Source organism: Acidobacteriota bacterium (genome assembly GCA_020349885.1).
GTDB lineage: Bacteria > Acidobacteriota.
Map to the genome: position 1 here is coordinate 633789 of CP070701.1, position 23055 is coordinate 656843.

17 protein-coding genes are annotated in these 23055 nt (G+C 62.6%); 7 read left to right on the forward strand and 10 right to left on the reverse strand.

The window, feature by feature from the left end:
- Positions 1 to 15: 15 nt before the first annotated feature.
- From JSV08_02760 to JSV08_02790, 7 genes are all read right to left on the reverse strand, one after another.
- Positions 16 to 528, reverse strand: a complete 513-nt coding sequence (locus tag JSV08_02760; GenBank protein UCF81350.1) for a hypothetical protein — start codon at positions 526 to 528, stop codon at positions 16 to 18.
- An 82-nt stretch (positions 529 to 610) separates the two neighbouring features.
- Positions 611 to 1576 carry a bifunctional riboflavin kinase/FAD synthetase gene (locus JSV08_02765; GenBank protein UCF81351.1) on the reverse strand — a complete coding sequence of 322 codons (966 nt, stop codon included), beginning with the start codon at positions 1574 to 1576 and terminating at the stop codon, positions 611 to 613.
- A 640-nt stretch (positions 1577 to 2216) separates the two neighbouring features.
- Positions 2217 to 2669, reverse strand: a complete 453-nt coding sequence (locus tag JSV08_02770) for a phosphatidylglycerophosphatase A (protein ID UCF81352.1) — start codon at positions 2667 to 2669, stop codon at positions 2217 to 2219.
- Positions 2670 to 2708: 39 nt separating this feature from the next.
- Positions 2709 to 4514 (reverse strand): ABC transporter ATP-binding protein, encoded by a 1806-nt coding sequence (locus JSV08_02775; protein ID UCF81353.1) that lies wholly within the window; start codon positions 4512 to 4514, stop codon positions 2709 to 2711.
- 1 nt (position 4515) lies between these two features.
- A complete protein-coding gene (locus tag JSV08_02780; GenBank protein UCF81354.1) occupies positions 4516 to 6267 on the reverse strand; it encodes an ABC transporter ATP-binding protein in 1752 nt (583 codons plus the stop codon).
- Between the two features lie 37 nt (positions 6268 to 6304).
- Complete coding sequence (locus tag JSV08_02785) at positions 6305 to 7222, reverse strand: ABC transporter permease subunit (GenBank protein UCF81355.1); 918 nt, start codon at positions 7220 to 7222, stop codon at positions 6305 to 6307.
- Between the two features lie 97 nt (positions 7223 to 7319).
- A complete protein-coding gene (locus JSV08_02790) occupies positions 7320 to 8885 on the reverse strand; it encodes a peptide ABC transporter substrate-binding protein (GenBank protein UCF81825.1) in 1566 nt (521 codons plus the stop codon).
- A 143-nt stretch (positions 8886 to 9028) separates the two neighbouring features.
- Between JSV08_02790 and JSV08_02795 the strand changes: the two genes are divergently transcribed.
- From JSV08_02795 to JSV08_02825, 7 genes are all read left to right on the forward strand, one after another.
- Complete coding sequence (locus JSV08_02795) at positions 9029 to 9322, forward strand: DUF507 family protein (GenBank protein UCF81356.1); 294 nt, start codon at positions 9029 to 9031, stop codon at positions 9320 to 9322.
- 4 nt (positions 9323 to 9326) lie between these two features.
- Entirely contained in the window at positions 9327 to 10667 is a 1341-nt protein-coding gene (locus JSV08_02800) for a glucose-6-phosphate isomerase (GenBank protein UCF81357.1), read from the forward strand.
- Positions 10668 to 10680: 13 nt separating this feature from the next.
- The gene (locus JSV08_02805) at positions 10681 to 11508 is read left to right on the forward strand and encodes a transporter (protein UCF81358.1); all 828 of its coding nucleotides are present in this window, start codon (positions 10681 to 10683) and stop codon (positions 11506 to 11508) included.
- A 115-nt stretch (positions 11509 to 11623) separates the two neighbouring features.
- Positions 11624 to 12148, forward strand: coding sequence for a cyclic nucleotide-binding domain-containing protein (locus JSV08_02810; protein UCF81359.1), 525 nt, complete (start codon positions 11624 to 11626; stop codon positions 12146 to 12148).
- 72 nt (positions 12149 to 12220) lie between these two features.
- Positions 12221 to 13495: a hypothetical protein gene (locus JSV08_02815; protein ID UCF81360.1), complete on the forward strand. Its 1275-nt coding sequence runs from the start codon at positions 12221 to 12223 to the stop codon at positions 13493 to 13495.
- Between the two features lie 772 nt (positions 13496 to 14267).
- Positions 14268 to 14759, forward strand: a complete 492-nt coding sequence (locus JSV08_02820; protein UCF81361.1) for a hypothetical protein — start codon at positions 14268 to 14270, stop codon at positions 14757 to 14759.
- Between the two features lie 52 nt (positions 14760 to 14811).
- On the forward strand, positions 14812 to 15810 hold the full coding sequence (locus tag JSV08_02825; GenBank protein UCF81362.1) for a hypothetical protein: 999 nt from the start codon (positions 14812 to 14814) through the stop codon (positions 15808 to 15810).
- Between the two features lie 81 nt (positions 15811 to 15891).
- Here the strand turns inward: JSV08_02825 and JSV08_02830 are convergent, their stop codons facing one another.
- The 3 genes from JSV08_02830 to JSV08_02840 all read right to left on the reverse strand — a co-directional run bounded on the left by JSV08_02830 (position 15892) and on the right by JSV08_02840 (position 22933).
- The gene (locus JSV08_02830) at positions 15892 to 16566 is read right to left on the reverse strand and encodes a uracil-DNA glycosylase (protein ID UCF81363.1); all 675 of its coding nucleotides are present in this window, start codon (positions 16564 to 16566) and stop codon (positions 15892 to 15894) included.
- Between the two features lie 30 nt (positions 16567 to 16596).
- Positions 16597 to 19635, reverse strand: a complete 3039-nt coding sequence (locus tag JSV08_02835) for a CRTAC1 family protein (GenBank protein UCF81364.1) — start codon at positions 19633 to 19635, stop codon at positions 16597 to 16599.
- Between the two features lie 253 nt (positions 19636 to 19888).
- Positions 19889 to 22933, reverse strand: a complete 3045-nt coding sequence (locus JSV08_02840) for a CRTAC1 family protein (protein ID UCF81365.1) — start codon at positions 22931 to 22933, stop codon at positions 19889 to 19891.
- Between the last annotated feature and the right edge of the window lie 122 nt (positions 22934 to 23055).

Here is a 23055-nt window from a genome sequence, read left to right on the forward strand (position 1 = left end):
AGGGCCCCAGTTGTCTTATGCGTGGTGGTAATCGGGATTGAGGCGGACGTCCTCGGCGAACTTGGTGAAGGACTCCCGGAGGAGCACTTCGTCTTCCTTCATCATGGCCAGATTCACAAGCGCAACACCCCAGTTGTAGTAGGCTTCGTGGTCATCGGGCTCGAGGCGGACGGCCTCGGCGAACTTGTCGAAGGACTCCCGGAAGAGCGCCTCGTCTCCTTTCATCTCGGCCAAATCGGAAAGCGCAAGACCCCACTTGTTATAGGCCTCAGAACCTTTTCCCTTCGAAGCTGAAATGCCGAACCGCCTTGCGGCCTCTTCCATATCGCCCCTGTCATAAGCGTCCAGGCCCAGGATAAAGTGCATTTCGGTGGTGAGGGGTTCGCCCTCCTGCTCGCGCTTGAGGAGGTCGGGAACAGACGGTTTAACTTCCTCTTTCTCCTCTTTGGAGGAAGCGGGATCTTGCGCGGCCCAGAAAACGGCGGGAATGAAGCCGAGGCAGACAATCAGCAGCGCAATCTTTTTCATGATGTTCTCCTTTGCCGAGACGGTGATTCGCCGCGTTCTTCCTATTCTACGACAGGAATAGCGGAAATCCCAACTTTTAGGCTTATTCTTTTAAGCTTTTTTCCAGTCCCTTCAACGCTTCCATCGCCTGCGGGATGTCGCGCTCGAGGATCTCCCTGCGCAATTCCTCGGTGGAGGAAAATTTCCGCTCCTCGCGCAGCATCGCGACGAACTCGATGCGCACGCGCTCGCCCACGATGTTGCGCTGGAACGGCGCGTGGGGCTCGCGGGGCAGGATGTGCGTCTCGATGGTGAGGCCGCCGTGGAGGTGGAACGTCGGCCGGAACCCGACGTTCGTCACGCCCGGGTGCTGGACGCCGCCCACGCGGATGCGCGTCGCGTAGACGCCGGGGCTCGGGATAATCTCGTTGTAGGAGCGCAGGTTGGCCGTGGGGACGCCGATGCGCATGCCGCGCTTATCGCCCTCGATTATCCTGCCGTCGATGAAGTAGTTCCTTCCGAGAAGGCGCGCGGCCTCCTCGACGCTGCCCTTGCCCAGGAGGCGGCGGATGGCGCTGCTTCCAAGCTTCCCGCCCTCGTGCTGCAGGTCGGGGGCGCACACCACCTCGAAGCCCCGCTTCTTCCCCTCCTTACGCAGGAGGGCCACGTCGCCCTCGGTGCGGCGGCCAAAGCGGAAGTCCCCGCCCACGTGGACCTCCCCGACCGGCATGGCGCCGAGAACGCCGTCTATGAATTCCAGCGGGCTCTTTTTGGAAAATTCCTTCGTGAAAGGGACGAGCACGACGGCGTCGAGGCCCTGGGCCTCCAGAAGCTCCAGTCTCTGCTCCGGGGTGTTTATCATCTTCTGGAGCCGGTCGAGGGCGAGCACATGCATGGGATGGGGATAGAACGTCAGGGCGAGGGACGTGCCCCCGCGCTCGCGCGCCCGCTCGACCAGCGCCCCGAGGACGCGCTGGTGGCCGCAGTGGACGCCGTCGAAGTTGCCGATGGCGACGAGCACCGGCTCCTTGAGGCCCTGCACCTGGTCGATGTCGCGGAAAATTTCCATGGCGTACCGCCCTTGCACGTGCTTGCCCCGGCGAAGCCCGTCGGCGTAGCGCGGGCAAGGGAGAATTCCATTATGCGGAGGGAGTGCCTAGCGCGTCAAATAAGAGTCTGGGCAAGCTCCGACGGTAGTCGGGACAAAAGCGGCACATGCGGCAAAAGCGGCAAATCCGGCAAGAACGGCAAAATGCTTGACAAATCGCGGAAACGGCATACATGGAGAAGTATGAATAATGCCCAATGTCTGATGTCAAATGCGGAAAGCAAAATGAAAAATGAGTCATTTGTCATTCGGTCATGCGGGGAGCCGCGGGCGAAGGAAGGGGGACACCCCCCGCCCCCCCTAAATTACGAAACGAACCTACGAAGTGCGCATGAACAAAGGATTTTTTAATTCGACCTAGGAACGAACCTACCAAGTGCGCATGAATAAAGGATTTTTTGTGAGACCCGGAAAGAGCCGCTAACTGCTTATGGATAAAGGATTTTTTAACTTGAGCCTAGGAACGAATCCGCCGGCCTGCCCGGCCAGGGAGGCGGACAAGTCACGAAGCTTGCCCGTCCTATCGACCTTGACGGGCTTGCCCCGATCAAGGGTCGGGGGGCACGGGTCGGCAAGCATATGTCAAACATTTTTCGCTCCCTCAGAAAATCCAGTGGAGCGCGGCGCGCGTGAGCAGGTTCGCGAGAATCCCCGCCGCCAGGTCGTCGAGCACGACGCCCCAGGCGCCCCCCGCGCGCTCGAGGGAGCGGATCGGAGGCGGCTTCAGGACGTCGAGAAGGCGGAAGAGGACGAACGCCATGACGAAAGCCGTCCACGAGAGCGGAAGAAAAAGAACGGCGACGCCGCTCCCCAGCACCTCGTCGGCCACGATTTCTCCCGGGTCGCGCTCGCTTTTGGTCTTGAGGTATACGTGCGTCGCGGAGAAAAGAAACGGCGCCACGTGGGCCAGGAACAGGGCCACGGCCCACGCGGGCAGGAGCGCGGAGAGCCCCGCCCAGCACGCGAACGCCGCGAGCGAGGCTGCGGTGCCGGGAAGCTTCGGCGTGTAGCCGACGCCGAAGAACGTGGCGAGAAGGGCGGCCGTGCGGTTCATGGCGGGAATTTCTCTCCATTACACAGGAGGGGAAGTTTCTTAAGCAAGCGCAGGGGTCTCCCGAGGCGCTTCCCGCTCGCCGAACTGCATCCGGTAGAGCCGCCAGTAGATGCCGCGGCGGCGCATCAGGGCCTCGTGGCTCCCCTCCTCGCGCAGCGCTCCCTGGTGGAGCACGAGGATGCGGTCGACCGCGCGGATGGTCGCAAGGCGGTGGGCGATGACCAGGGAGGTGCGGCGGCGGAGCAGCTTGGGGACGGCCGCCTGGATGAGGGCCTCGGTCTCGGAATCGATGCTCGACGTGGCCTCGTCCAGAACGAGAACGGCCGGCTCGTGCGCAAGGACGCGCGCGAAGGCGAGGAGCTGCCGCTCGCCCGCCGAGAGGTTTACGCCCTGCTCCCCCACGTTCGCGCCGTAGCCCCGCGGGAGGCGCCCGATGAAGCGGTCCGCCCCCACGGCCTCGGCGGCCCGGCGCACCCTTTCTTCCGAAAAATCTTTTCCGAGCGCGATGTTCTCGCGCACCGAGCCGGCGAAGAGGAAGACGTCCTGCGGCGCGACGCCGATGTTCCGCCTGAGGAGCGCGAGGTCGAAGCCGCGCACGTCCAGGCCGTCGACGAGCACGGCGCCCTCCGTCGCGTCGTAGAGGCGGTTGAGGAGCTTCATCAGCGTGGTCTTCCCAGCGCCCGTGTGGCCCACGACGGCAACCTTCTCGCCCGGGGCGACGCGGAACGAAACCTCTTTGAGCACCGGCTCCCCGGGCGCGTATGCGAAGGAGACGTTTCGGAATTCCACCTCGCCCCGGAACGCGTGCTCGCGGAGCGGGCTGCGGTCCTCGGGCAATCTTTCCTCGAGGTCGAGTATGTCGAAAACCTTCTCGCTCGAAGCCAGGGCGTTCTGCATGTCGGCGTATTCCTCTGTAATATCCTGGATGGGCTCGAAGAACTTGTGAATGTATTCGATGAAGGCCACCAGCACGCCGAGCGTGAGGACCCCGTCGAGGAGCTGGAGGCCGCCGTGCCAGAGAAGGAGCGCGAGCGCCACCGAGGTTGCGGCCTCGACGATAGCCGAGAACCACGACTCGAAAAAGACGGACCGCAGGTGCACATCGCGGTACGCCGTGTTCCGGGCGGTGAATTCCTCGTAGCTTTTCTCCTCGCGCGCGAACGCCTGGACGATGCCCATACCGGTCAGCTGCTCCTGGAGGTAGGAGTTCACATGCGCCACGAGCGTCCGGAGGGTGCGGTAAATCTTGCGCAGCTGGTGGCGGAAGCGGGCCGCGATGAAAAGAAGCGGCGGAACCACCGCCAGGGCCGCGAGCGCGAGCCGCCAGTTGAGCCAGAACATGGCCGCGACGATGCCGACGAGCATGAACGCGGCGGCCACCACTCTCACCAGCCCCGAGGAGAACATGTCGCTCAGGTTCTCGATGTCGTTCGTGACCCGCGTCAGGATGCGCCCCACGGGAGTGCGCGTGAAGTAGGACATGGAAAGTTTCTGAAGGTGGCGGAAAAGGGCCGTCCGCAGTGCGAGCGTCACGCGCTGGCCCGTGTACTCCATGACCAGGATCTGCGCCTGCTCGAGAAAAAAGTAAAGAACGATAAGGCCGAAAAACATGGCGACGTAGCGGTGGAGCGACGAAAGGGAGCGCGCGGCGATGGCGTGGTCGATGGCCTGCATGATGACGAGGGGCTGGGCGATGCTCACCAGCGCGACCGTCGGCACGAGTGCGAGCGAAAGGACGAACCAGCCGAGGTGCGGGCGCACGAACGGCCAGAGGCGGCGCGCCAGGCGGACGTCGTATCCGCGCTCCGGGGCCCGCGTTCCGTCGTGCTTCTCGGAGGAATCCATTTCAGGTCACCTTCTCCAACTCTTCCTTGAGGCGCTGCTGCTCGTGGAGGCGCGCGTAGAGGCCGCCCCGGCGGAGAAGCTCCGCGTGGTTTCCCTGCTCGAGGACGCGCCCCTCGTCCAGCACGATGATCAGGTCGGCGTGCCGCACCGTGGAGATGCGCTGCGAGATGATGAGCGTCGTCCCGTCCCGGCGGAGGGCGCGAAGCTCTTTCAAGATGGAGCTTTCCGTCTCGCTGTCCACGCTGGAGAACGCGTCGTCGAGAATCAGGATGTCCGGCTCGATGAGGAGGGCGCGAGCGAGCGCCCCGCGCTGGCGCTGGCCGCCGGAGAGCGTGATGCCGCGCTCGCCGACGAGCGTCTCGTAGCCCGCGGGGAAGGCCGCGACCTCGCCGTCGAAGCGCGCCGTGCGGCACGAGCGGCGCACCTCGTCCATGCCCGCCGAGGCGCGCCCGAAGGCGACGTTCTCGCGCACCGTCATGGAGAAAAGAAACGCTTCCTGCGGCACGTAGCCGATGCGCCTGCGGAGCTCGCCGAGGGGAAGCTCCGTGACGTCGCGCCCGCCGATGAAGACCGCGCCGGGCGGCACCTCGATCAGGCGCGGCAGGGCCTTGGCCAGCGTGGACTTTCCCGAGCCCACCTTCCCGACGACGCCGAGCGTCGAGCCTCCCCGCATCAGGAAAGAAACGTCCGCGAGGGCGGGGCGGCCGTTGTAGGAAAAGTTGAGATGCCGCGCCTCGACGTCGCCGCGCGCATGCCACGAGGGGTCCGGGCCGTCGGGCGGACTCGAATCAAGGATGGTCGGCTGAGTGGAGAGAATCTGGTGAAGACGGTCCGAGGCGGCGGCGCCGCGCTGGAGCGTGTTCAGGAGCCACCCGAGCGCCTGCATCGGCCAGATGAGAAGGGCCAGGTACGCGTGGAACGCTACGAAGTCACCGGGCGTGATGGCGCCCGCGATGAGGCGCTCGCCGCCCTTCCACAGGACGAGCAGGATACCGAGTCCTTCGGTAGCAACGAAGGAAGGCGAGAGGAGGGCCTCCTTGCGCGCGAGCGCCATGTTGCGCTTGAGGTACTCCTTCGAGAGGGCCTCGAACCGCCGCACCCGGAACGCCTCCATCGCGTAGGACTTGACGATCTGTATGCCCGTCAGGTTCTCCTGGAGGTGGTCGCTCAGTTGGGACAGTTTCTCCTGCGCGCTCCTTGAGCGAACGTAGAGGGGCTTCGAGGTGAGCTTGATGATAAGGATGATGAGGGGAAACGCCGCCATCGCCCAGAGCGTGAGCGTCACGTCGATGAACGCCATGGACGTGAACGCCATGGTGAAGAGGAACGCGGCGTTCGCCGAATACAGGACGCTGAACCCCGCCACGCCGCGGAGCGCGCGGATGTCGTTGATGAGGCGCGACATCAGGTCGCCCGTGTTCCACCGCGCGTAGAACGAGGGCGCGAGGGTTTCGAGGTGCCTGAACACGGCGTTCTGGACGTCCACCTCGAAGCGGCGCGAGATTCCCAGGATGTAGAGCCTCGACTGCGTGCGTATGATGGCCTGGACTACGGCCCCGCCCATCAGGATGAGGGCGAAGTAGGCCAGGACGGAGCGCTCAAGGTGGGGGATGCGGAGGCTGTCGATGGCGAGCTTCAGGATCCACGGCATCATGAGCGTGAGGGCGTTCGTCACAAGGAGAAAGGCCAGCCCGAGCGCGTATTCGCGCCGGTAGCGCAGGAAGAATTCTTTAAACCTCAGGAGGCTTTTCATAAAGGTGCCGCGACCCTGTCCGCCTTGGGGGCCGTTCCTACTCCAGCCTTATCCTCGGGTCGAGCCAGGCGTACGCGAGGTCCACGAGCAGGTTAAAGATAAGAAGAAGCGTCGCGAAAACGAGGACGACGCCGATGACGAGGAGGTAATCGCGGTTCAGGGCGCCCTGCGTGAAAAAGGTGCCGAGGCCGGGGATGTCGAATATCATCTCGACCACGATGCTCCCGGAAAGAAGGTTCGCCGTCGCGGGGCCGAGGAACGAGACGACGGGGATGAGGCCCGACTTGAGCGCGTGCTTGGCGATGACGGTGCGGGCGGGAAGGCCCTTGGCACGCGCGGTGCGGATGTAGTCCTGCTGGAGCACCTCGAGCATGCCGCCGCGCGCGAGGCGGGCGAAGTAAGCCGCGTAGGGCGCGCCCGTCACTACGGCGGGAAGGACGAGGTGCGAGAGCCGCCCCCAGCCGGCCACGGGGAACCAGTCGAGGTAGTAGACGAACGCGATGATGAGCACGGGCCCGAGGACGAAGTTCGGAACGGATACGCCCACCATGGCGAGCGTCATGGAGCCGTAGTCGAGGGCCGTGTTCTTCTTGACGGCGGCGAGGACGCCCGCGCCCACGCCGAGCGTCAGGGCGAACATCAGTCCGAGCATGCCGAGCGTCATCGAGACGGGAAAGGCCTGCAGGATAATCTCGTTCACGCTGCGGTTGAGGTAGCGGAAGGAGGGGCCGAGGTCGCCGTGGACGAGGTCGCGCATGTACATTCCGTATTGGACGACGAGGGGCCTGTCGAGACTGTACTTGGCCTCGATGTTCTTCTGAATCTGGGGCGGGAGCACCCGCTCCTGGTCGAAGGGGCCGCCGGGCACCGTGCGGAGGATGAAGAAGCACGCCGTGGCCGTCACGAACAGGATGAGCGGCAGGAGCAGGAGGCGTCTGGTGGCAAAGACGAGCATCGTATAGAAAGTATATCGTATGGAGTATGGCGTATCGAGTATTGAGCGCGGGGCGGCGGGCGGCGGGATTTATGCTCTATACGCGATACTCCATACTCTACACGCCTTCCTTCTCAATCCAGATGTTCTTCAGAAAAAGTTCCCCCAGGAGATTCGGCGGCGCCCCGCGGACGTAGGGCGGGTACATCCACCTGACGACGTAGTAATAGAGGGGAATGACGGGCGGCCCGTCCATGACGAGGATCCGCTCGGCGCGGCGAAAGATGCGCATGCGCTCGGCATGGTCGTCCGTCCGGGCGGCCCGGGCGATCAGGGCGTCGTACTCCTCGTTCGACCAGCCCGTGGCGTTGTTGCCGCCGCCGGTGACGAACATGTCGAGGAATGTGTTCGGGTCCACGTAGTCGCCGATCCAGCCGGAGCGCGAGAGGTCGTACTCCAGGTTGCGCTGCGAGTTGAGATACACTTTCCATTCCTGGTTCAGAAGCTCGATGTCGACGCCGAGGTTCTCTTTCCACTGCTGCTGGAGGACCTCGGCGATGTCGCGGTGCCCTTCGAGCGTGTTGTAGAGGTAGACGAGCTTGCGGAGCCCCCGGCCGCCCGGGTAGCCCGCCTCGGCGAGGAGGCGGCGCGCCTCCTCGGGGTCGTAGCCCGGGGCCTCCGGCGGCTCGTAGCCGTGCATGGGCGGCGTGAAAGTGTAGGCGGGCACCTCGCCGCCTCGAGTGATGTACCGGACGATGTCCTCGCGCCGGACGCTCTGGAAAAGCGCCAGGCGCACGCGCGGGTCGTCGAGCGGCGGGCGCGTGACGTTCACGCGCACGAAATACGTGCCTAGGTAGGGCGCCACGTGCACGTCCGGGCGCTCGAGCAGGAGGTCCGTGAGGTGCGCGGGCATGGACCCATGCCAATCGGCCGTGCCCTTTTCGTAAAGGTTGAAGGCGGTATTCGCGTTCTCGGAGGGAAGGACGCGGACGCTCCGGAGCGCGACGTTTTCGGCGTCCCAGTATCGGGGGTTCTTCACGAGGTAGATCTCGTGTCGGAGTCGCCAGTCCCTGAGCAGGAAGGGGCCGTTCGTGACGATGTGCTCCGGCTTGATCCACTCGTCGCCCCACCGCTCGACGGTTCCCCGGTGCACTGGGAAGAGCGTGTAGAACGAGGTGAGCGAGACGAAGTAGGGCGTGGGGTTCTCGAGCGTGACCTCGAGCGTGCGGTCGTCGAGGGCGCGGACGCCCACCTCGGAGAAATCCGAAATTTCGCCCGCGTTGAATTTCTCGGCGTTCTTGATGTACCAGAGCTGGTAGGAATACTGCGCGGCCGTCTCGGGCGTGAGCGCCCGCCGCCACGAGTATACGAAATCATGCGCCGTGAACGGCTCGCCGTTCGACCACCGGGCGTCCTCCCGGATACGGAACGTGTAGACGTGTCCGTCGTCCGAGACGTCCCACGATTCGGCCATGCCGGGGAGCGGCTCGAGCGTCTCGGGGTGGCGCGTCGTGAGGCCCTCGAAGAGGCTGCTGATGATTCGGTTCTCGGGGACGCCGGTTGCGATCGCGGGGTCGAGGGTCTGCGGCTCGGCGCCGTTTATGAACGTGAAATCTGCCGGCGGGCTGAAGCACGCCGTGCAGGAAAGCAGCCCCCAAAGCGCCAAGGCGCCTTCGACTCGCATCGCCCGTCCGTGCATGGCGCGAGTATAACAGGGAGCATGCGGGCGGAACAACGGCGCGGGAGCGGTTATGTGATGCCGTCCTCGGCGCTCACCTGAGGAAGAAACCATGCTATACTGCCCCTCTCATAGGAACCGCAAGCACGATGAAGATGTCGCCGGACAAGATGTCCTATCTTTCGGACAAGATAACGCGGGCGCTACATTCCGAAAAATCGCTCCGTATTGACGCGCCGCGCGAGGAGATTTACCGACAGGTGGCGCTCACCCTCAAGCACGACGCCCAGCGCGAGGCGGACATCGAAGAGAAGGTGCGCCGGAAGATCGAGTCCATCAAGCGCCGCATCCAGGAGGACACGCCCGAGTGGAGCACCCTTTTCCGCCAGTACTACGAGGAGGAGGTGTTCAAGATTCACGCCGTCCGCAAGACGTGGCAGTGACGCCGTGAGTCGATTCGTCGCGGGCTCCACCAAGGCGCAAATAACCCTGGACGTTTCCCGCGCCCTTGCGAGCGCGTGCGGTCGGCACGGCATCGCGGCCGGCGCGTGGGAAGGCCTGAAGCGCCGGGCCGCGGCGCTCCATCGCCGGCTGGCGCTCAAGCGGCGCCGCAGGCGCCTGGCCTTCGCCGAGGTTCCCTACGAAAGCAAGCGCCCGCTCCGGGACATAGAGCGCGCGGTGCGCGCGAGGAGCCACCTCTCGTCCATGCTCGTGCTGGGCATCGGGGGCTCCGCCCTGGGAACGCGCACCATCGTCGAGGCCGTGGGGCCCGGGAAAAAGCCCGTCCACGTTCTCGACAACGTCGACCCGGAGACGGCGGCCGCGACGCTCGACCGGCTGGACCTGCGGAAGACGCTCGTCAACGTGGTCACGAAGTCGGGCGGCACCGCCGAGACGCTCGCCCTTTTGCTGCGCGTCCTGGAGTACGCGCGGCGGAGAAAAGTGAAAATCCCGCCCGAGCACGTCGTGGTCACGACGGACCCGCAGCCCTCGGAGCTTTCCCGGATTGCGGCCGGGGAGGGCTGGGCCCTGCTGACGCTTCCGCGGGGCGTCGGGGGGCGGTTCTCGGTGCTCACGTGCGTCGGGATGTTTCCGGCCCACTTCGCGGGCCTCCGGGCGGTCGAGATTCTCGCCGGGGCGCGCCGGATGGCCGACGCCCTGTGGTTCGGTGAACCGCGGAAAAACCCGGCGCTCCTTTCCGCGCTCCTTCTTCACGCGCTTGCGACGAAGAAGGAAAAATCCGTCTTGGCCGTCATGCCCTACGCCGACCGTCTCCTGGGGCTTGCGCGGTGGCACGCGCAGCTCTGGGCCGAGAGCCTCGGCAAGGAGCGCGACCTCAGAAGAAAGCCCGTGCGCGCGGGGCAGACGCCCGTCGTGGCGCGGGGCGCCACGGACCAGCACTCGCAGCTCCAGCTCTACCTGGAGGGCCCGCGCGACAAGGTCGTCGCGTTCCTGCGGGTCGAGAAATTCTCCGACCGGGGCCGCCTCGCGCGCGCCTTCGAAAATTTTTCCTCCTTCGGCTACCTTTCCGGAAAATCACTCGAGGAGCTTCTCGACGCCGAGGCCCGGGCGACGGCGTTCGCGCTCGCGCGCGCGGGCTGCCCCAACTTCACGCTCTCGATCCCCGCCCTCACGGAGCGGACGCTCGGGGCGCTTTTCTATTTCTTCGAGTTCCAGACCGTAGCCGCCGCCGCGCTCTGGAACGTGAACCCCTTCGACCAGCCGGGCGTCGAGGCCGGAAAGCACCGCACCTACGCCCTGATGGGACGCAAGGGGTATGCGCGGTAGGGCGGGCGCGCCCATGGCCCGCTTCCTTGGAGCGCTCTTGTTGTGCCTCGCCGCCGCCCTTCCCGCGGCCGCTCAGGAAAGCCGGGCGGCCGACGAGACGCCGCTTCCCCTTACGACCGAGCGGGCGCCGACGATTCCGCGCGGCGCGGCCGTGCTGGAAGCCTACGCCGAATACCTCGACACGCACGCCGTGCCGTTCGTCTCTCCAGAAGGCTCCCTCCTGCGCGCGCCCGTGGTGAGCCTCCGCTACGGCGCGGCGGACAACGTCGAGTTCCAGGTCGAGGGCGCCGCGCAGGTCTGGGGCTTCGCCGACGAGGACGATGAGAAGGTCGAGGACGAGCACGAGGTCGGGGATTTCACGCTCTGGACGAAGTGGCTCGCCCTGAAGGAAAAAAAGAAGCGGCCGGCCGTGGCGCTGCGCTGGGGCGTAAAGCTCCCGAACGCCTCGGACGAAAGCGGCCTGGGCACCGACGAGACGGACGTGTTCGGCAGCGTCGTCGTCTCCAAAAGGCTGGGCAAGAAAACCGGGCTGGACGCCAACCTCGGCGTGGCCATCCTGGGCGATCCCACGGAGGCGCGCCGGCAAAACGACGTGCTCACCTACGGAGCCTCCCTGACCAGGATCATGTCGAAAAACACCGCCCTGCTCATGGAGGTTGCAGGCACGAGCGGCAAGGGGCATGCGCCGCCGCGAAGCGTGGCGCGGCTGGGCTTCAAGTGGTTCCCCTACCGCAGCAGGTTTCATTTCTTCGCGGCGGGGCTCGCGGGCCTCACGTCGCGCTCGCCGGACTGGGGCGCCCTCGTCGGGGCGGGGCGGGCCTTTCACCGGAAAGCGAAATAGCCGCGCGCGCCGATGTTGATGGCCGTTGAGAACGGTGCTATACATGGAGGCGCGGAAAGGGTAGAATGGAGGCTAACGGCCTTTTATATTGTTGACCTGACGCAAGGAGAATCGTATGAGCGAAGACTTTACGGTAACACTGGCGAACAACAAGATTTTTAACGCCCTGAGCGAAGGGGAGCTCGCGGCGCTTTCCTCCATTGCGACCCCCGTGCACTTCAAGCGCGGCGAGAGTATTTTCCAGGAGAGCGAGGTGGGCGATTCCTTTTACCAGGTCGTGGAAGGCAAGGTCTCGATCACGAAGCGCGACTCGACGGGCGTGGAGCGCGAGGTCGCGTCCCTGGGCGGGAACGAGATCCTGGGCGAGATGGCGCTTCTCTCGGAGGCGCCGCGCTCGGCCTCGGCGAAGTGTGTCGAGGACACGCAGCTCCTGCGCATCCTCAAGACCGATTTCGACGACCTGCTCGAGGCGGGCAACGTCCACGCCCACCGCGTGGTGCGCCACATGGCGAAGGTGCTGTGCGGGCGCGTGTGCGAGATGAACGACGCCCTCTCGACACTCCTCCAGCGCGAGGCCGCGCGCTCGACGCCGGAGCTCGCCGCGCTGCGCGAGCGCCTCATGAAGGAGTGGAGTTTCTAGCGGCGCACTGTCGGTCTCATGCGGGGCCGGGCGCGCCCCGCTTCCGCGCCTCATAACTAGGGAGGCCGCCCGATGGACGAAAACTTTCTTGAGGGCTCTTGCGTAGAGCTTCTCGGGGAGAGGAAGGTCTTCGCGCACGACGTGATGACCATCCCGGGCATCGAGCGCATCCTGGACTCCATCCCCGACGCCTGCCTTTACGACCGGGTCATTCCCGTGGCGAGCGAGGGCGACGTGGTGTGCCTGAGGGAGGAGGCGGACGACGCCTACCTGGACTGGCTCGAGTCGGCGGGGCTCGGCACGAGAAACGTCTGCGTACTTCCGGGGCCGCTCAGGGAGCCCGTCTCGGACCGCATAGTGCGCGCGGGGGCGAAGGCGGAGATCGAAAAATTTCTTCGCACACGGAGCGGGCCCGCGGTGTTCTCCCCCTACTTCGCGGGCGAGCCGGAGCGCAAGGCGAGCGAGTACCTCGAGATTCCCATGTACTCGGACACGCGGCTCGCCTGGAAGCTCAACAGCAAGGTCCACTTCAAGGACATGTGCCGCACGCTGGGTGTGCCCGTGCTGCGGAGCACGGTGTTCCGCGCGGACGAGGGGGCGGAGGCGCTGGCGGCCCGCGTCGCCGACATGCTCGACGAGACGGGCGTCGCGTGCATCCGCGGGGAGCACAGCTCCTCCGCCTCGGCCATGTACCTCTTCCCCAAGGTAGACGAGGAGCTTATAAGGAAGGTGCTGCGGGAGAGCGACAAGGGGGAAAAGTACGTGGTGGAGCCTTTCTGTAAGAAGGTTCTCTCCTCGCCCTCCTCGACGTGGTTCATCACCCGGGAGAGGAAGATTTACCACCTGCGGACGTCGAACCAGCTCCTCGACCGGGGCGTCGTCCACTGCGGCAACGAGTTCCCCGTCGCGTTCGACGTCCCGCTCGTCAAGGCCCACTCGCTCAAGATCGCGCGGCATTTTCTCCACGAGAATTTCATCGGCCCCTTCGGCTTCGACTTCATCGAGACCGGGGAGGGAATGTTCGCCACCGAGTGCAACCCCCGCGTCACGGGCGCGATGTATCCGTGGGACATCGTCCACATCCTGGAAAAACGCCACGGGCCCGTCGCCGCCGCCCGCTCGCGGAACCTGCACCTGCCCAAGGGCAGCGCCGGGTTCTCTTACCTCCGGAGAATCTGGAAAGACCTCCTCTACGACGGCCGGCGGAAGCACGGCGTCCTCGTTCCCTTCAACGTGGGGCCGCTGAGGGAGGGGAAGGTGACGGCGGTGGGCACGGGGGCTTCGAGGGCGGACGTCAACGAGCTTTTCGAAGAGGCCGTGCGGCGCGTTGAGGATTCCTCCCGGTAGGGAGGAACCAATGACCGATGACCAATGACCGATGACCAATGACCGATGACCAATGACCGATGACCGATGGTAGGTTCGTTCCTAGGCCGAAATTGAAAAATCCTTTATTTTCGCGCACTTCGTAGGTTCGTTTCGTAATATAGGGGGGGAGGGGGGTGCATCCTCCCCATGACCAATGACCAATGACCGATGACCGAATCCTTGCATACTCCATACGACATACTCCTCCATCCTCTCCATGTATGCCGTTTCCGCGATTTGTCAAGGATTTTGCCGGAGTTGCCGCTTTTGCCGCTTTTGCCGGAGCTTGCCCAGACTCTTAGTCTGGGTTGCCGGCCCGCCTCCCTCGTGTCATTCCGAGGCTTTGTCGAGGAATCGTCTTGTCACGCCGCAAGAAAACCGATCCCTCCGTTTCAGTCGGGATGACGCGTGGTGGAACGTCTGGCCCCTGATCCCTGGCGGCTACGCCGCCCAAACCACTACGAAAAAATTAACCCCGACGGGTCGGGGGCCGTTTCGTGCTTTGGTGGTGCGCTACATTGCAGGAATCACAAAACAGGGTGTGGTAGCATGCCTTTGTATGAGAAAAACAATAGAAATTAGCTTAATATTTCTATTCTTGGCTGTTCTGTGCCTGCAATGCGCCCCGCGTGCTCGAATCGACCTCCACCCTTACTCCCAGACGGAGCAGCAACTCATCCGGATAACGCGCCCTTGTTATAAGCGGCTTATAAGCGGCCAACAAGATCCCTGGAAGACATTTTTTTCCAGGGTGCTCATTGAAGAAGACTCTGAGGCCTATCATGTGTTCTACCTTGAGAGCGCGGTGGATGAACTCCTTCCTGGTGCCAAAATCTCAGAACCGGCAATTTATACTTCTTACGCACACATTCCCGTCGACAAAGAAACAATGTCGACACGGGGGGATTGGTGCGGCAAGCTTGATGTTGCGTGGGAGGAGGTTAAACTTCCACAGGCGGAGATTGAGAAGATTCATGCGGCTTGCGAAAAGTTCTGCCGCACGGAACTGGGGGAAGAAGTGTTCTGGGAGAACTACATTCAGTTTGTGAACTACGGGATTCTCGTCGTCGAAGAATTGAAATTCAATACCGATGTGTATGAGGTGCTCTATCACCGGAACCCAAAGCTAGAGGGTGAAGCATGCATTGGGTCAGGTTGTGGCTTCCACATTTACCTCAAAAAGGACACGCTGGAAGTGGTTGCCGTGCAGAGGAGTATGCCGGCAATGGTTTTGTCGCGGTAAGGCACCGCAAAACGATGGAAGCGTTGGAAGCGATTGACAAGAGGATCGGGAAATGGCTGGTGGGGTATCGCCAATGACAAAGAAACCGCGAAGACGCCACAAAAAGAAAACAGAGTTGATATTTCAACGAAATATTCTCGAAGTCGAGAATTATCACGATACAGTTGAGAAATGTGCTCAGAAGATACGGACAAAAACAATCAAGCCGTACGCTCAGGTATTTGCAAGGAACGTAGAAGACTTAATTATGCTGTGTGGTCTCCCAGTTGTCTTGTTATACACGGGAGTGTTCGAAACAAGGCATACGGCTTTTATACCTGGGGCGATTCTTAAGATTAAAAAGAATTTAGGAAAAGGGAAGCCCCTCACAAAATCAGAGCACAGACGAATCCACCAAGAAGCGGATCGACAACTTAGGAAATACAGTGAAAGTGCGGCGGGAAAAGAAGCGATTAAGAAAGAAGTAGAGTTCAAGATAGAACATATTTTGAATATGTCGGACATGCGGCAAGCGGTCATAAATCTATTGCGCGCTATAACGGTAACATCGTGGACAATCTTTGAAGCTCTTTCTAAGGATATTTGGATTGCGGCCTTAAATTCTAATTGTGATATTCTAGCTAAACGCGCAATGAAGATTCTAAAGGAAAGTAGTCCTTCTGGTGACATTACAAGCAAGACGATTTCCACAGATTTGCTCGCGAAACACGGATTTGATGTTAGAAATTGTATGGGCACTTTATTGAGCGGGAAATTTGATTTTACCGGAGTAACCGGCATCAAGAAGGCTTATGTTTACGCTTTCGATAACAAAAAGATGTTCGAACGAATATTCGATGTTAAGGGCCTATCTCATCTAGAAGCTTCTCGACACGTGATTGTGCACAACGCAGGAATAATAGATGAAAATTATCTTAGACGCACTAAACGAAGATTAAAGGTTGGGAAAGCGCTCCCTTTAAATTCTAGGATCGTTTCCAGGCACGTGAAAAAGGCTATTGATTCAGGGTGTCAACTTCTCAAGGCAGTGGACAAGTGCATGCCCCGATAGTCTCCGCTCCTTGACTCAATACCCCCCCCCAAAGCACCCCTGAAATCGATGTCCCGCCCTAACAAGCTGGCGGGCAAGCTCTTATCTGCCCGCCCTTTCCCGGAGCTTCGCCATGACCTTCTTGACGTCCTGCCAGAGCTCGCGCTTCTTGGCCGGGTTGCGCAGGATGTAGGCGGGGTGGAAGGTGGGCATCAGGAGGCGGCCGCGGAAGTCGCGGAAGCGGCCGCGGATGCGGGTGATGGGGAGCGACGCCCCGAGGAGCGCGTTCGCGGCGGGGGCGCCCAGGGCCACGACGACCTTGGGGTCCACGATCTCTATCTGCTTGTGGAGGTACGGCATGCAGGCGTCGATCTCGTCGGGGCGCGGGGTGCGGTTCCCCGGGGGGCGGCACTTGACGATGTTTGCGATGTAGACGTCGGCGCGGCGCATCTTCATCCCGTCCTCGATTATTTTCGTAAGCAGCTGCCCGGCCCGGCCCACGAAGGGGATTCCCCGGCGGTCCTCCTCGGCGCCCGGGCCCTCGCCCACGAACATCAGCTCCGCCCCGGGCCCGCCGTCCGCGAAGACCGTCTGCGCGCGTCCCTCGGCGTGGAGGCGGCACTTCGTGCACGTCGCGACGCAGCTCGCCCACTCGGCCAGCACCTCGCCCTTGGGACGGGACGGAGCCCCCGCCGCACGTGCCGCGCCCGCGCCCAGGCGGATTTCCCCGATCCCCAAATCCTGGTAGAACCGCAGCCAGTCCCGGAGCTCGTCCATGGGTGCCGCGGGGAGAGCCGGCGGGCCCCGCTACGTCTCCTGCGTGATGGTCAGAAGGGTGTTGGACGCGGCGCCCTTCACGACCTGGCTCGTCCCGTTGGGCCACGTCACCCGGACCTCGTCCGCCCTCGTGTTCCGCCCGAGGCCGAAATAGAGAATCTCCGGCTCCTGCGAGAAGAACCCCAGGCCGCACGTGACGTACTTCCTGATTACCAGGTCCCCGGCCCGCACGACGACCTCCGCGCCCACGCCGTTCCGGTTGTCCTCGGTGCCCCGGAGCCGGAGCCTCAGCCAGCGGTTGCCGCCCTTCTGCTCGTTCCGGAGGACCGTCGCCCTGTCGTGGAAGTTGTTGACGACCATGTCGAGGTCGCCGTCGTCGTCCATGTCGAAGCTCGCGAAGCTGCGGCTCGTCCCCATGAAGGACTCGGGCGAGCCCGCGTCCATGTGATAGTAATAGCCGTTCTGGTTCAGGAAGAGCTTGTTGCGGTTCACGTGCGCGTCCGGCCTCCACCCGTTGCACAGGTACATGTCGGGGTCGCCGTCGTTCTCGTAGTCGAAGAACCCGCCGTGCCAGCACCAGCCGTCCTCGCCCGGCTCGAACCACCAGTTGGCCTTGTCCACGAAGAATTTTCCTCCCTTGTTGATGAAGAAACGGCAGTCCTCCATGTAGCGGATCCCCTGGAGGATGGCGTCCGAGATGTTGGAAAAGGTCTCGCCCCGCGGAAAGCGGTACTTGATTCTGGTGGTGTAGAGGTCGATGTTCGAGACGTACATGTCAGGAAAACCGTCCGCGTTCGCGTCCACGAAGCTCACGTTCATGCTGTGGCCCCGGTCGTACGTGAGGGCGTCCGACGTGATGTTTCGAAAAGTCCCGTCCCCCAGGTTCTCGTACAGGGCGTTCGCGCCGAAATCGTTCGAGATGTAGAAGTCCTCGTCGCCGTCCCGGTCGAAATCGAACGCCGCCGCCGCCTGGGCCCAGCCCGTGTCCGCCACGCCGGCCCTCTCCGAGACGTCGGCGAACTTCAGGCCGCCCCTGTTCTCGAAAAGCATGTTCGCGTATCCGTTCCGGCCCCCGAGCGTGGGATTGATCTTCTTCTCCCACGGCCCGTAGCCGCTCACGAACAGGTCCAGGTCGCCGTCCCTGTCGTAATCGAAAAAGAACGACATCCCGGGCATGGGAGGGGCCGCCTCGACCCCCGACGCCTCGACGTCGGTGAATTTTCCCTCCCCGTCGTTCTCCCAGAGCCGCGACGCCCCGAGGGCGTTAGCCAGGAAAAGGTCCAGGTCCCCGTCGTTGTCCACGTCGGCGAACAGGGCCGAGCGGCCCTCGGACGAGTCGGCGACGCCCGCCTCCGCGGTGACGTCCCGGAATTTTCCGTCCCCGAGGCCCTTGTAGAGCTTGTTGTCCCGGCCGCTCACGAGGTAAACGTCCATCCGGCCGTCGCCGTCCACGTCGCCCACGGCGAGGCCGCCGCCGGCGAACTTGGGCTTGCCCTCCCCCGACAACTGCGTGTTCTCGGTCTTCGTGTTGGACCTGTGATGAAAATCAATTCCCGAACCCCGCGTGACGTCGGTGAAGAGGGGAGGAGGATAGGTCCGGAGAAGGGCCTCTTTTTCGAGCTTGCGCTTCTCGCCCCACGGCGGCTGCCTGATTTCCGGGACCAGGATTAAGTCTCTCATCCTCGTGAGCTCCGCGAGGTCCTTGTCCGTGATCAGGGTTTTTCCTCCGGCCTTGGCCAGCTCCCTCGCTCCCACCAGGTAGTAGACGGCCAGGATGGACACGGCCTCGGAGATGAACTCGCCCGCAAACGGCGTCATGGGCTTCCCCTGTCCCTGCTGCCAGACCTCGGCGAGGACCTGCCAGTGAAGGGAGTTGTCGCGCAGGGCGTCCATGTCGCGCTCGATAAGGATAATCGTTTTGAGCTCGCTGAGGTCCACGTCTATGTGCGGGTCCGCATACGGCGTGCTGTCGATCCGGCCGTAGGGGCCGAACGTAAACTCCACGTCGCCGTTCAGGAGCAGGCGGTAGGGAAGCTTGCGCTGGATTCGCTCGTAGTCCTTCTCGTCGATCAGGGGCCCCCGGACGTCGTCCGCAAGGTCGATGTAGAATTTTCGAAGCTCCTCTACCAGATACTCGACGCCCCGGTCGTCCACGGGAACAATCTTGAGTGCGTTGATGAATCGCTCGATGTTCTCCTCGATCGCCGCGGTGTTGAACCGCTTGAGAGATTTGATCTTCTGGTGAATCATCTTCTCCGTCAGGTCACGGAGAAATTCGACCTCCCGCTCTCCAAGCTGTCTGGTCTCCGCAAAGCCGCCCTCCCAGAGCGTGGGCTCCGGGGTCGGCGGGGCCTCCAGGCCGTGCCGCTCCGCCACGCGCTTGAGCGCCTCGCGGACGTGCCAGCCTTCCACGCTGGGATTCCTCTCCTCCCGGGCTATGCGCGAGGACTCCCGCAGCAGCTCGAGCGCGAGGGACGAGACGATGCCCGAGAGCTCCACGGCGGCCTCCTCGCCGAGCGGCTTCAGCAGCACGGGGCGCTCCTCGTAGAGGTCCATCCCGCACACCGCGTCCTGAATGACGGAGAGGATAATCCGCCAGTGCTCGCTCGTCGAGCGGTAGTCCGAAAAATCCTTGAACCCCAATTCCTCGAGCCGCACCTGCGCCTCCTCGATTTGGTCGGCGGTCGGCCGGTCGAAATCGCCCCGGACGACGCCGGCGAGGTCCTCGGGGGTCACGTGCGCCCCATCGGCCCCGAGGGAGGCTTTTTCCCAAACCCGGTCGGCAAGAACCTGCATGGCATGAATTTTTACGAGCACCGCGGTCGGGGTGTGCACCCTCTGGGCCATGAAGTTGTCGAGCTTGCAGAAGCTGGACCAGCAGACGACGTCCCTTTCGCTCTCGAGGCGGTCAATCTGGGTGAAGACGAGGTCCGCCATCGCCTCCAGGCTGGCCGGCACGGGAGACTGCGACCCCTTTGAGCAGCTCCAGCCGAACCATGCCGTGGCCGAAAGAAGCAGCAAGACGACCAGCTTCGCGGAAAGCCTGCGCTTGGGTGCCATCGGAGCCATGCTACCGCTTATAAGGGGGGAGCGTCAAATGCGCCCGCGCGCCCGCGAATGGTCTCGGCGAGATGGGCTGAGAATTAATTTCGACGCCCGATATGTTTCCAATTCTCCGGAACAACCGGCTCTTCAGGTAAGGCGGGAACTCGACGAGCGCCCAAAAAATCTTTTATATTTTACATTCGGGGTAAACGGAGCGCAGGCATGGTAAGCCAGCTTGACCCGCGGAGCTCCGGGAAGCGAATCGGCGGGCCCCGCGCTACGTCCCCTGGGCGATGGTCACAAGGGTGTTGGACGCGGCGCCCTTCACGACCTGGCTCGTGCCGTTGGGCCACGTCACCCGGACCTCGTCCGCCTCGCCGTTCCGCCCGAGGCCGAAGTGCAGAATTTCCGGCTCCTGCGACAAAAACCCGAGCCCGCACGTGACGTGCTTTTTTATTACCAGGTCCCCGGCCTTCACAACGACCTCCGCCCCCACGCCGTTTCGATTGTCCGCCGTGCCCCGGAGCCGGAGCTTCAGCCAGCGGTTGCCGCCCTTCTGCTCGTTTCGCAGGACCATCGCCTTGTCATGATAATTGTTGACGACCAGGTCGAGGTCCCCGTCGTTGTCCATGTCGAAGCTCGCGAAGCTGCGGCTCGTCCCCGCGAAGGATTCGGGCGAACCCGCACTCATGTGATAGTAGTAGCCGTTGTGGAGCAGGAAGAATTTGTTCCGGTACATGTGTATGCTTTTTCTCCACCCGTTGGCCACGTACATATCGAAGTCGCCGTCGTTCTCGTAGTCGAAGAACCCGGCATGCCAGCACCAGCCTTCCTCTCCGGGCTCGAACCACCAGTTGATCTTGTCCACGAAGAACTCCCCCTTTACATTCACATACAGGCGATTGTCCTCCGTGTAGCGAATCCCCTGAAGAATCGCGTCCGTGACGTTCGAAAACGTTTCGCTTCGTGGAAAGCGGTATTTGACTTTCGAGGAATAGAGGTCAATGTTTGAGACGTACATGTCCATGAACCCGTCCGCGTTCACGTCCACGAAACTTACGTTCATCCCGTGGCCCCGGTCGAACGGAAGGGCCTCGTGGGAAATGTCGCGAAACGTTCCGTCTCCCAGGTTCTTGATCAGGACGTTCGCGCCGAAATCGTTGGCAACGTAAATATCCTCGTCGCCGTCCCGGTCGAAATCGAACGCCGCCGCCGCGTGACCCCAGCCCACGTCCCCGACGCCTGCCTTCTCCGTCACGTCGGCGAACTTCCAATTCCCTCTGTTTTCAAAGAGTTTGTTCGGGTAGCCGTTGCGGGCGCCGAGCGTCGGCATGGTGCCCCGATCCCACGGCCCGTAGCCGGCCACGTACAAGTCCAGGTCGCCGTCCTTGTCGTAATCAAAAAAGAACGCTGACCCCGGCACCGAAGGCGGCTTAATCCCCGATCCTTCGGCCACATCCGTAAAATGCCCATCCCCATCATTTTTCCAAAGCCGCGACGCTCCGAAGACATTCGCCAGAAAAAGGTCCAAATCCCCGTCGTTGTCGATGTCGGCAAACAAGGCCGCGCGGCCTTCCGACGAATCGGCGACGCCTGCTTTCTTCGTAATGTCGCGGAACGTTCCATCGCCGTTATTTTTGTAGAGCTTGTTGTCCCGGCCGCTTACGAGGTAAACGTCCATCCGGCCGTCGCCGTCCACGTCACCCACCGCGAGGCCGCCGCCCGAATACTTGGGCTTGCCGTCTCCCGTCAATTGCGTGTCCTCGGTCTTTGAGTGGGACTCGTGACGAAAATCAATTCCCGAAGCCTTCGTGACGTCCGTGAAGAGGGGAGGAGAATAGATTCGGAGAAGGGCCTCTTTTTCACGCTTGCGGTCCTCGCCCCAAGACGGCTCCATGACTTCCGGGGGCACGAAGTGGTCTTTCATCTTCGTGAGATCCGCAAGGTCCCCGTCCGTGACCACGGATTTGTCCGCGGCTCTGGCCAGCTCCCTCGCTCCCACCAGGTAGTAGGTGGCCAGGATGGACACGGCCTCGGAAATGAACTCGGCCGCAAAGGGCGTCATGGGCTTTCCCTTTCCCTGCTGCCAGACCTCGTCGAGGATCTGCCAGTGAAGGGCGTTGTCGCGCATCGCGTCCATATCACGCTCAATTAGGGTAATGGTTTTGAACTCGCTGAGGTCCACCTTGAGGTATGGATTCGGTCCCCGCTGGCCCTCCGTCCAGCCGTAGGGCCCAAAGGTCAGCAGCACGTCGCCGTTTAGGAGAAGGCGGTAGGGAAGCCCGCGGTGGATTCGCTCGTAATCCTTTTCGTCAATCAACCCCCCCGGACAGTCGGCCGCAAGGTCGATGTAGAATTTTCGAAGCTGCTCGACCAGGTAGTCGACGCCCCGCTCGTCCACGGGAACGATCGAAAGGGCGTTGATGAATCGCGTGACGTTCTCCTCGACCGCCCCGGCGTTGAACCGCCGGAGGGATTTGATTTTCTGGTGAATCATCTTCTGCGTCAAGGTACGGAGAAATTCGGTCTCCCGCTCTCCAAGCTGTTTGGTCTCCGCGGCCCCGCCCTCTCGAATCGTGGGCTTCAGGGTTGAGGGAACCGCTAAACCGTGCTGTTTCGCCGTGCGCTTGAACGCTTCGCGGACGTGCCAGCCCTCCACGTGAGTGCTCCTGTCCTCTCGGGCCATGCGCGAGGACTCCTGCAGCAGCTCGAGCGCCAGGGACGAGACGACGCCTGAGATCTCCACGGCGGCCTCTTCGGCAAGCGGCTTCAGCAGCACCGGACGCTCCTCGTAAAGGTCCATCCCGCAGACGGCGTCCGCAATTACGGAGAGAAGAATTCGCCAGTGCTCGCTCGTGGTGCGGTAGTCCGAAAAATCGCTGAACCCGATTTCTTCGAATTTTCCCTCCATTCCTTGGATGGGAAAGGGTGGCAGGTCGTGAAAATCGCCCTTTTGGACGACGCGGGCGAGGTCTTCCGGGGTCACGTGCGTCCCCTGGGCTTCAAGGGAAGCTTTTTCCCAGATCTGGTCGGCCAGGATCTGCATGGCATGAATTTTCACGAGCACGGCAGTCGGGGAGTGCGGTTTCCGGGCCATGAAGTTATCAAGCTTGCAGAAGCTGGACCAGCAGACGACGTCCTTTCGGCTCTCAAGGTAGTCAATCTGGTCGAAAATAAGGTCTGTCATGGCCTCCAGGCTGGTCGGCACGGGAGACAGCGACCGCTCCCTAGAGCAGCTCCAGCCGAACCATGCCGTGGCCGAAAGAAGCAACAAGACGCACAGCGTCGCGGAAAGCCTGCGCTTGGGTGCCATCGGAGCCATACTACCGCTTAAATGGGCAGCGTGTCAAACGCGCCCGCGCGCCCGCGGATGGTTTTGAAAATTCTTGGGTGCCCGTTACATTTCCAATTCTCCGGAACAACCCGTTTCTCGGGAAGGGAGGA

Bases quoted from the DNA above. Each gene is read 5' to 3' on its own strand.
- JSV08_02760 (UCF81350.1), bottom strand. From the start codon at position 528: ATGAAAAAGATTGCGCTGCTGATTGTCTGCCTCGGCTTCATTCCCGCC.
- JSV08_02765 (UCF81351.1), bottom strand. From the start codon at position 1,576: ATGGAAATTTTCCGCGACATCGACCAGGTGCAGGGCCTCAAGGAGCCG.
- JSV08_02770 (UCF81352.1), bottom strand. From the start codon at position 2,669: ATGAACCGCACGGCCGCCCTTCTCGCCACGTTCTTCGGCGTCGGCTAC.
- JSV08_02775 (UCF81353.1), bottom strand. From the start codon at position 4,514: ATGGATTCCTCCGAGAAGCACGACGGAACGCGGGCCCCGGAGCGCGGA.
- JSV08_02780 (UCF81354.1), bottom strand. From the start codon at position 6,267: ATGAAAAGCCTCCTGAGGTTTAAAGAATTCTTCCTGCGCTACCGGCGC.
- JSV08_02785 (UCF81355.1), bottom strand. From the start codon at position 7,222: ATGCTCGTCTTTGCCACCAGACGCCTCCTGCTCCTGCCGCTCATCCTG.
- JSV08_02790 (UCF81825.1), bottom strand. From the start codon at position 8,885: ATGCGAGTCGAAGGCGCCTTGGCGCTTTGGGGGCTGCTTTCCTGCACG.
- JSV08_02795 (UCF81356.1), top strand. From the start codon at position 9,029: ATGAAGATGTCGCCGGACAAGATGTCCTATCTTTCGGACAAGATAACG.
- JSV08_02805 (UCF81358.1), top strand. From the start codon at position 10,681: ATGGCCCGCTTCCTTGGAGCGCTCTTGTTGTGCCTCGCCGCCGCCCTT.
- JSV08_02810 (UCF81359.1), top strand. From the start codon at position 11,624: ATGAGCGAAGACTTTACGGTAACACTGGCGAACAACAAGATTTTTAAC.
- JSV08_02815 (UCF81360.1), top strand. From the start codon at position 12,221: ATGGACGAAAACTTTCTTGAGGGCTCTTGCGTAGAGCTTCTCGGGGAG.
- JSV08_02825 (UCF81362.1), top strand. From the start codon at position 14,812: ATGGCTGGTGGGGTATCGCCAATGACAAAGAAACCGCGAAGACGCCAC.
- JSV08_02830 (UCF81363.1), bottom strand. From the start codon at position 16,566: ATGGACGAGCTCCGGGACTGGCTGCGGTTCTACCAGGATTTGGGGATC.
- JSV08_02835 (UCF81364.1), bottom strand. From the start codon at position 19,635: ATGGCTCCGATGGCACCCAAGCGCAGGCTTTCCGCGAAGCTGGTCGTC.
- JSV08_02840 (UCF81365.1), bottom strand. From the start codon at position 22,933: ATGGCTCCGATGGCACCCAAGCGCAGGCTTTCCGCGACGCTGTGCGTC.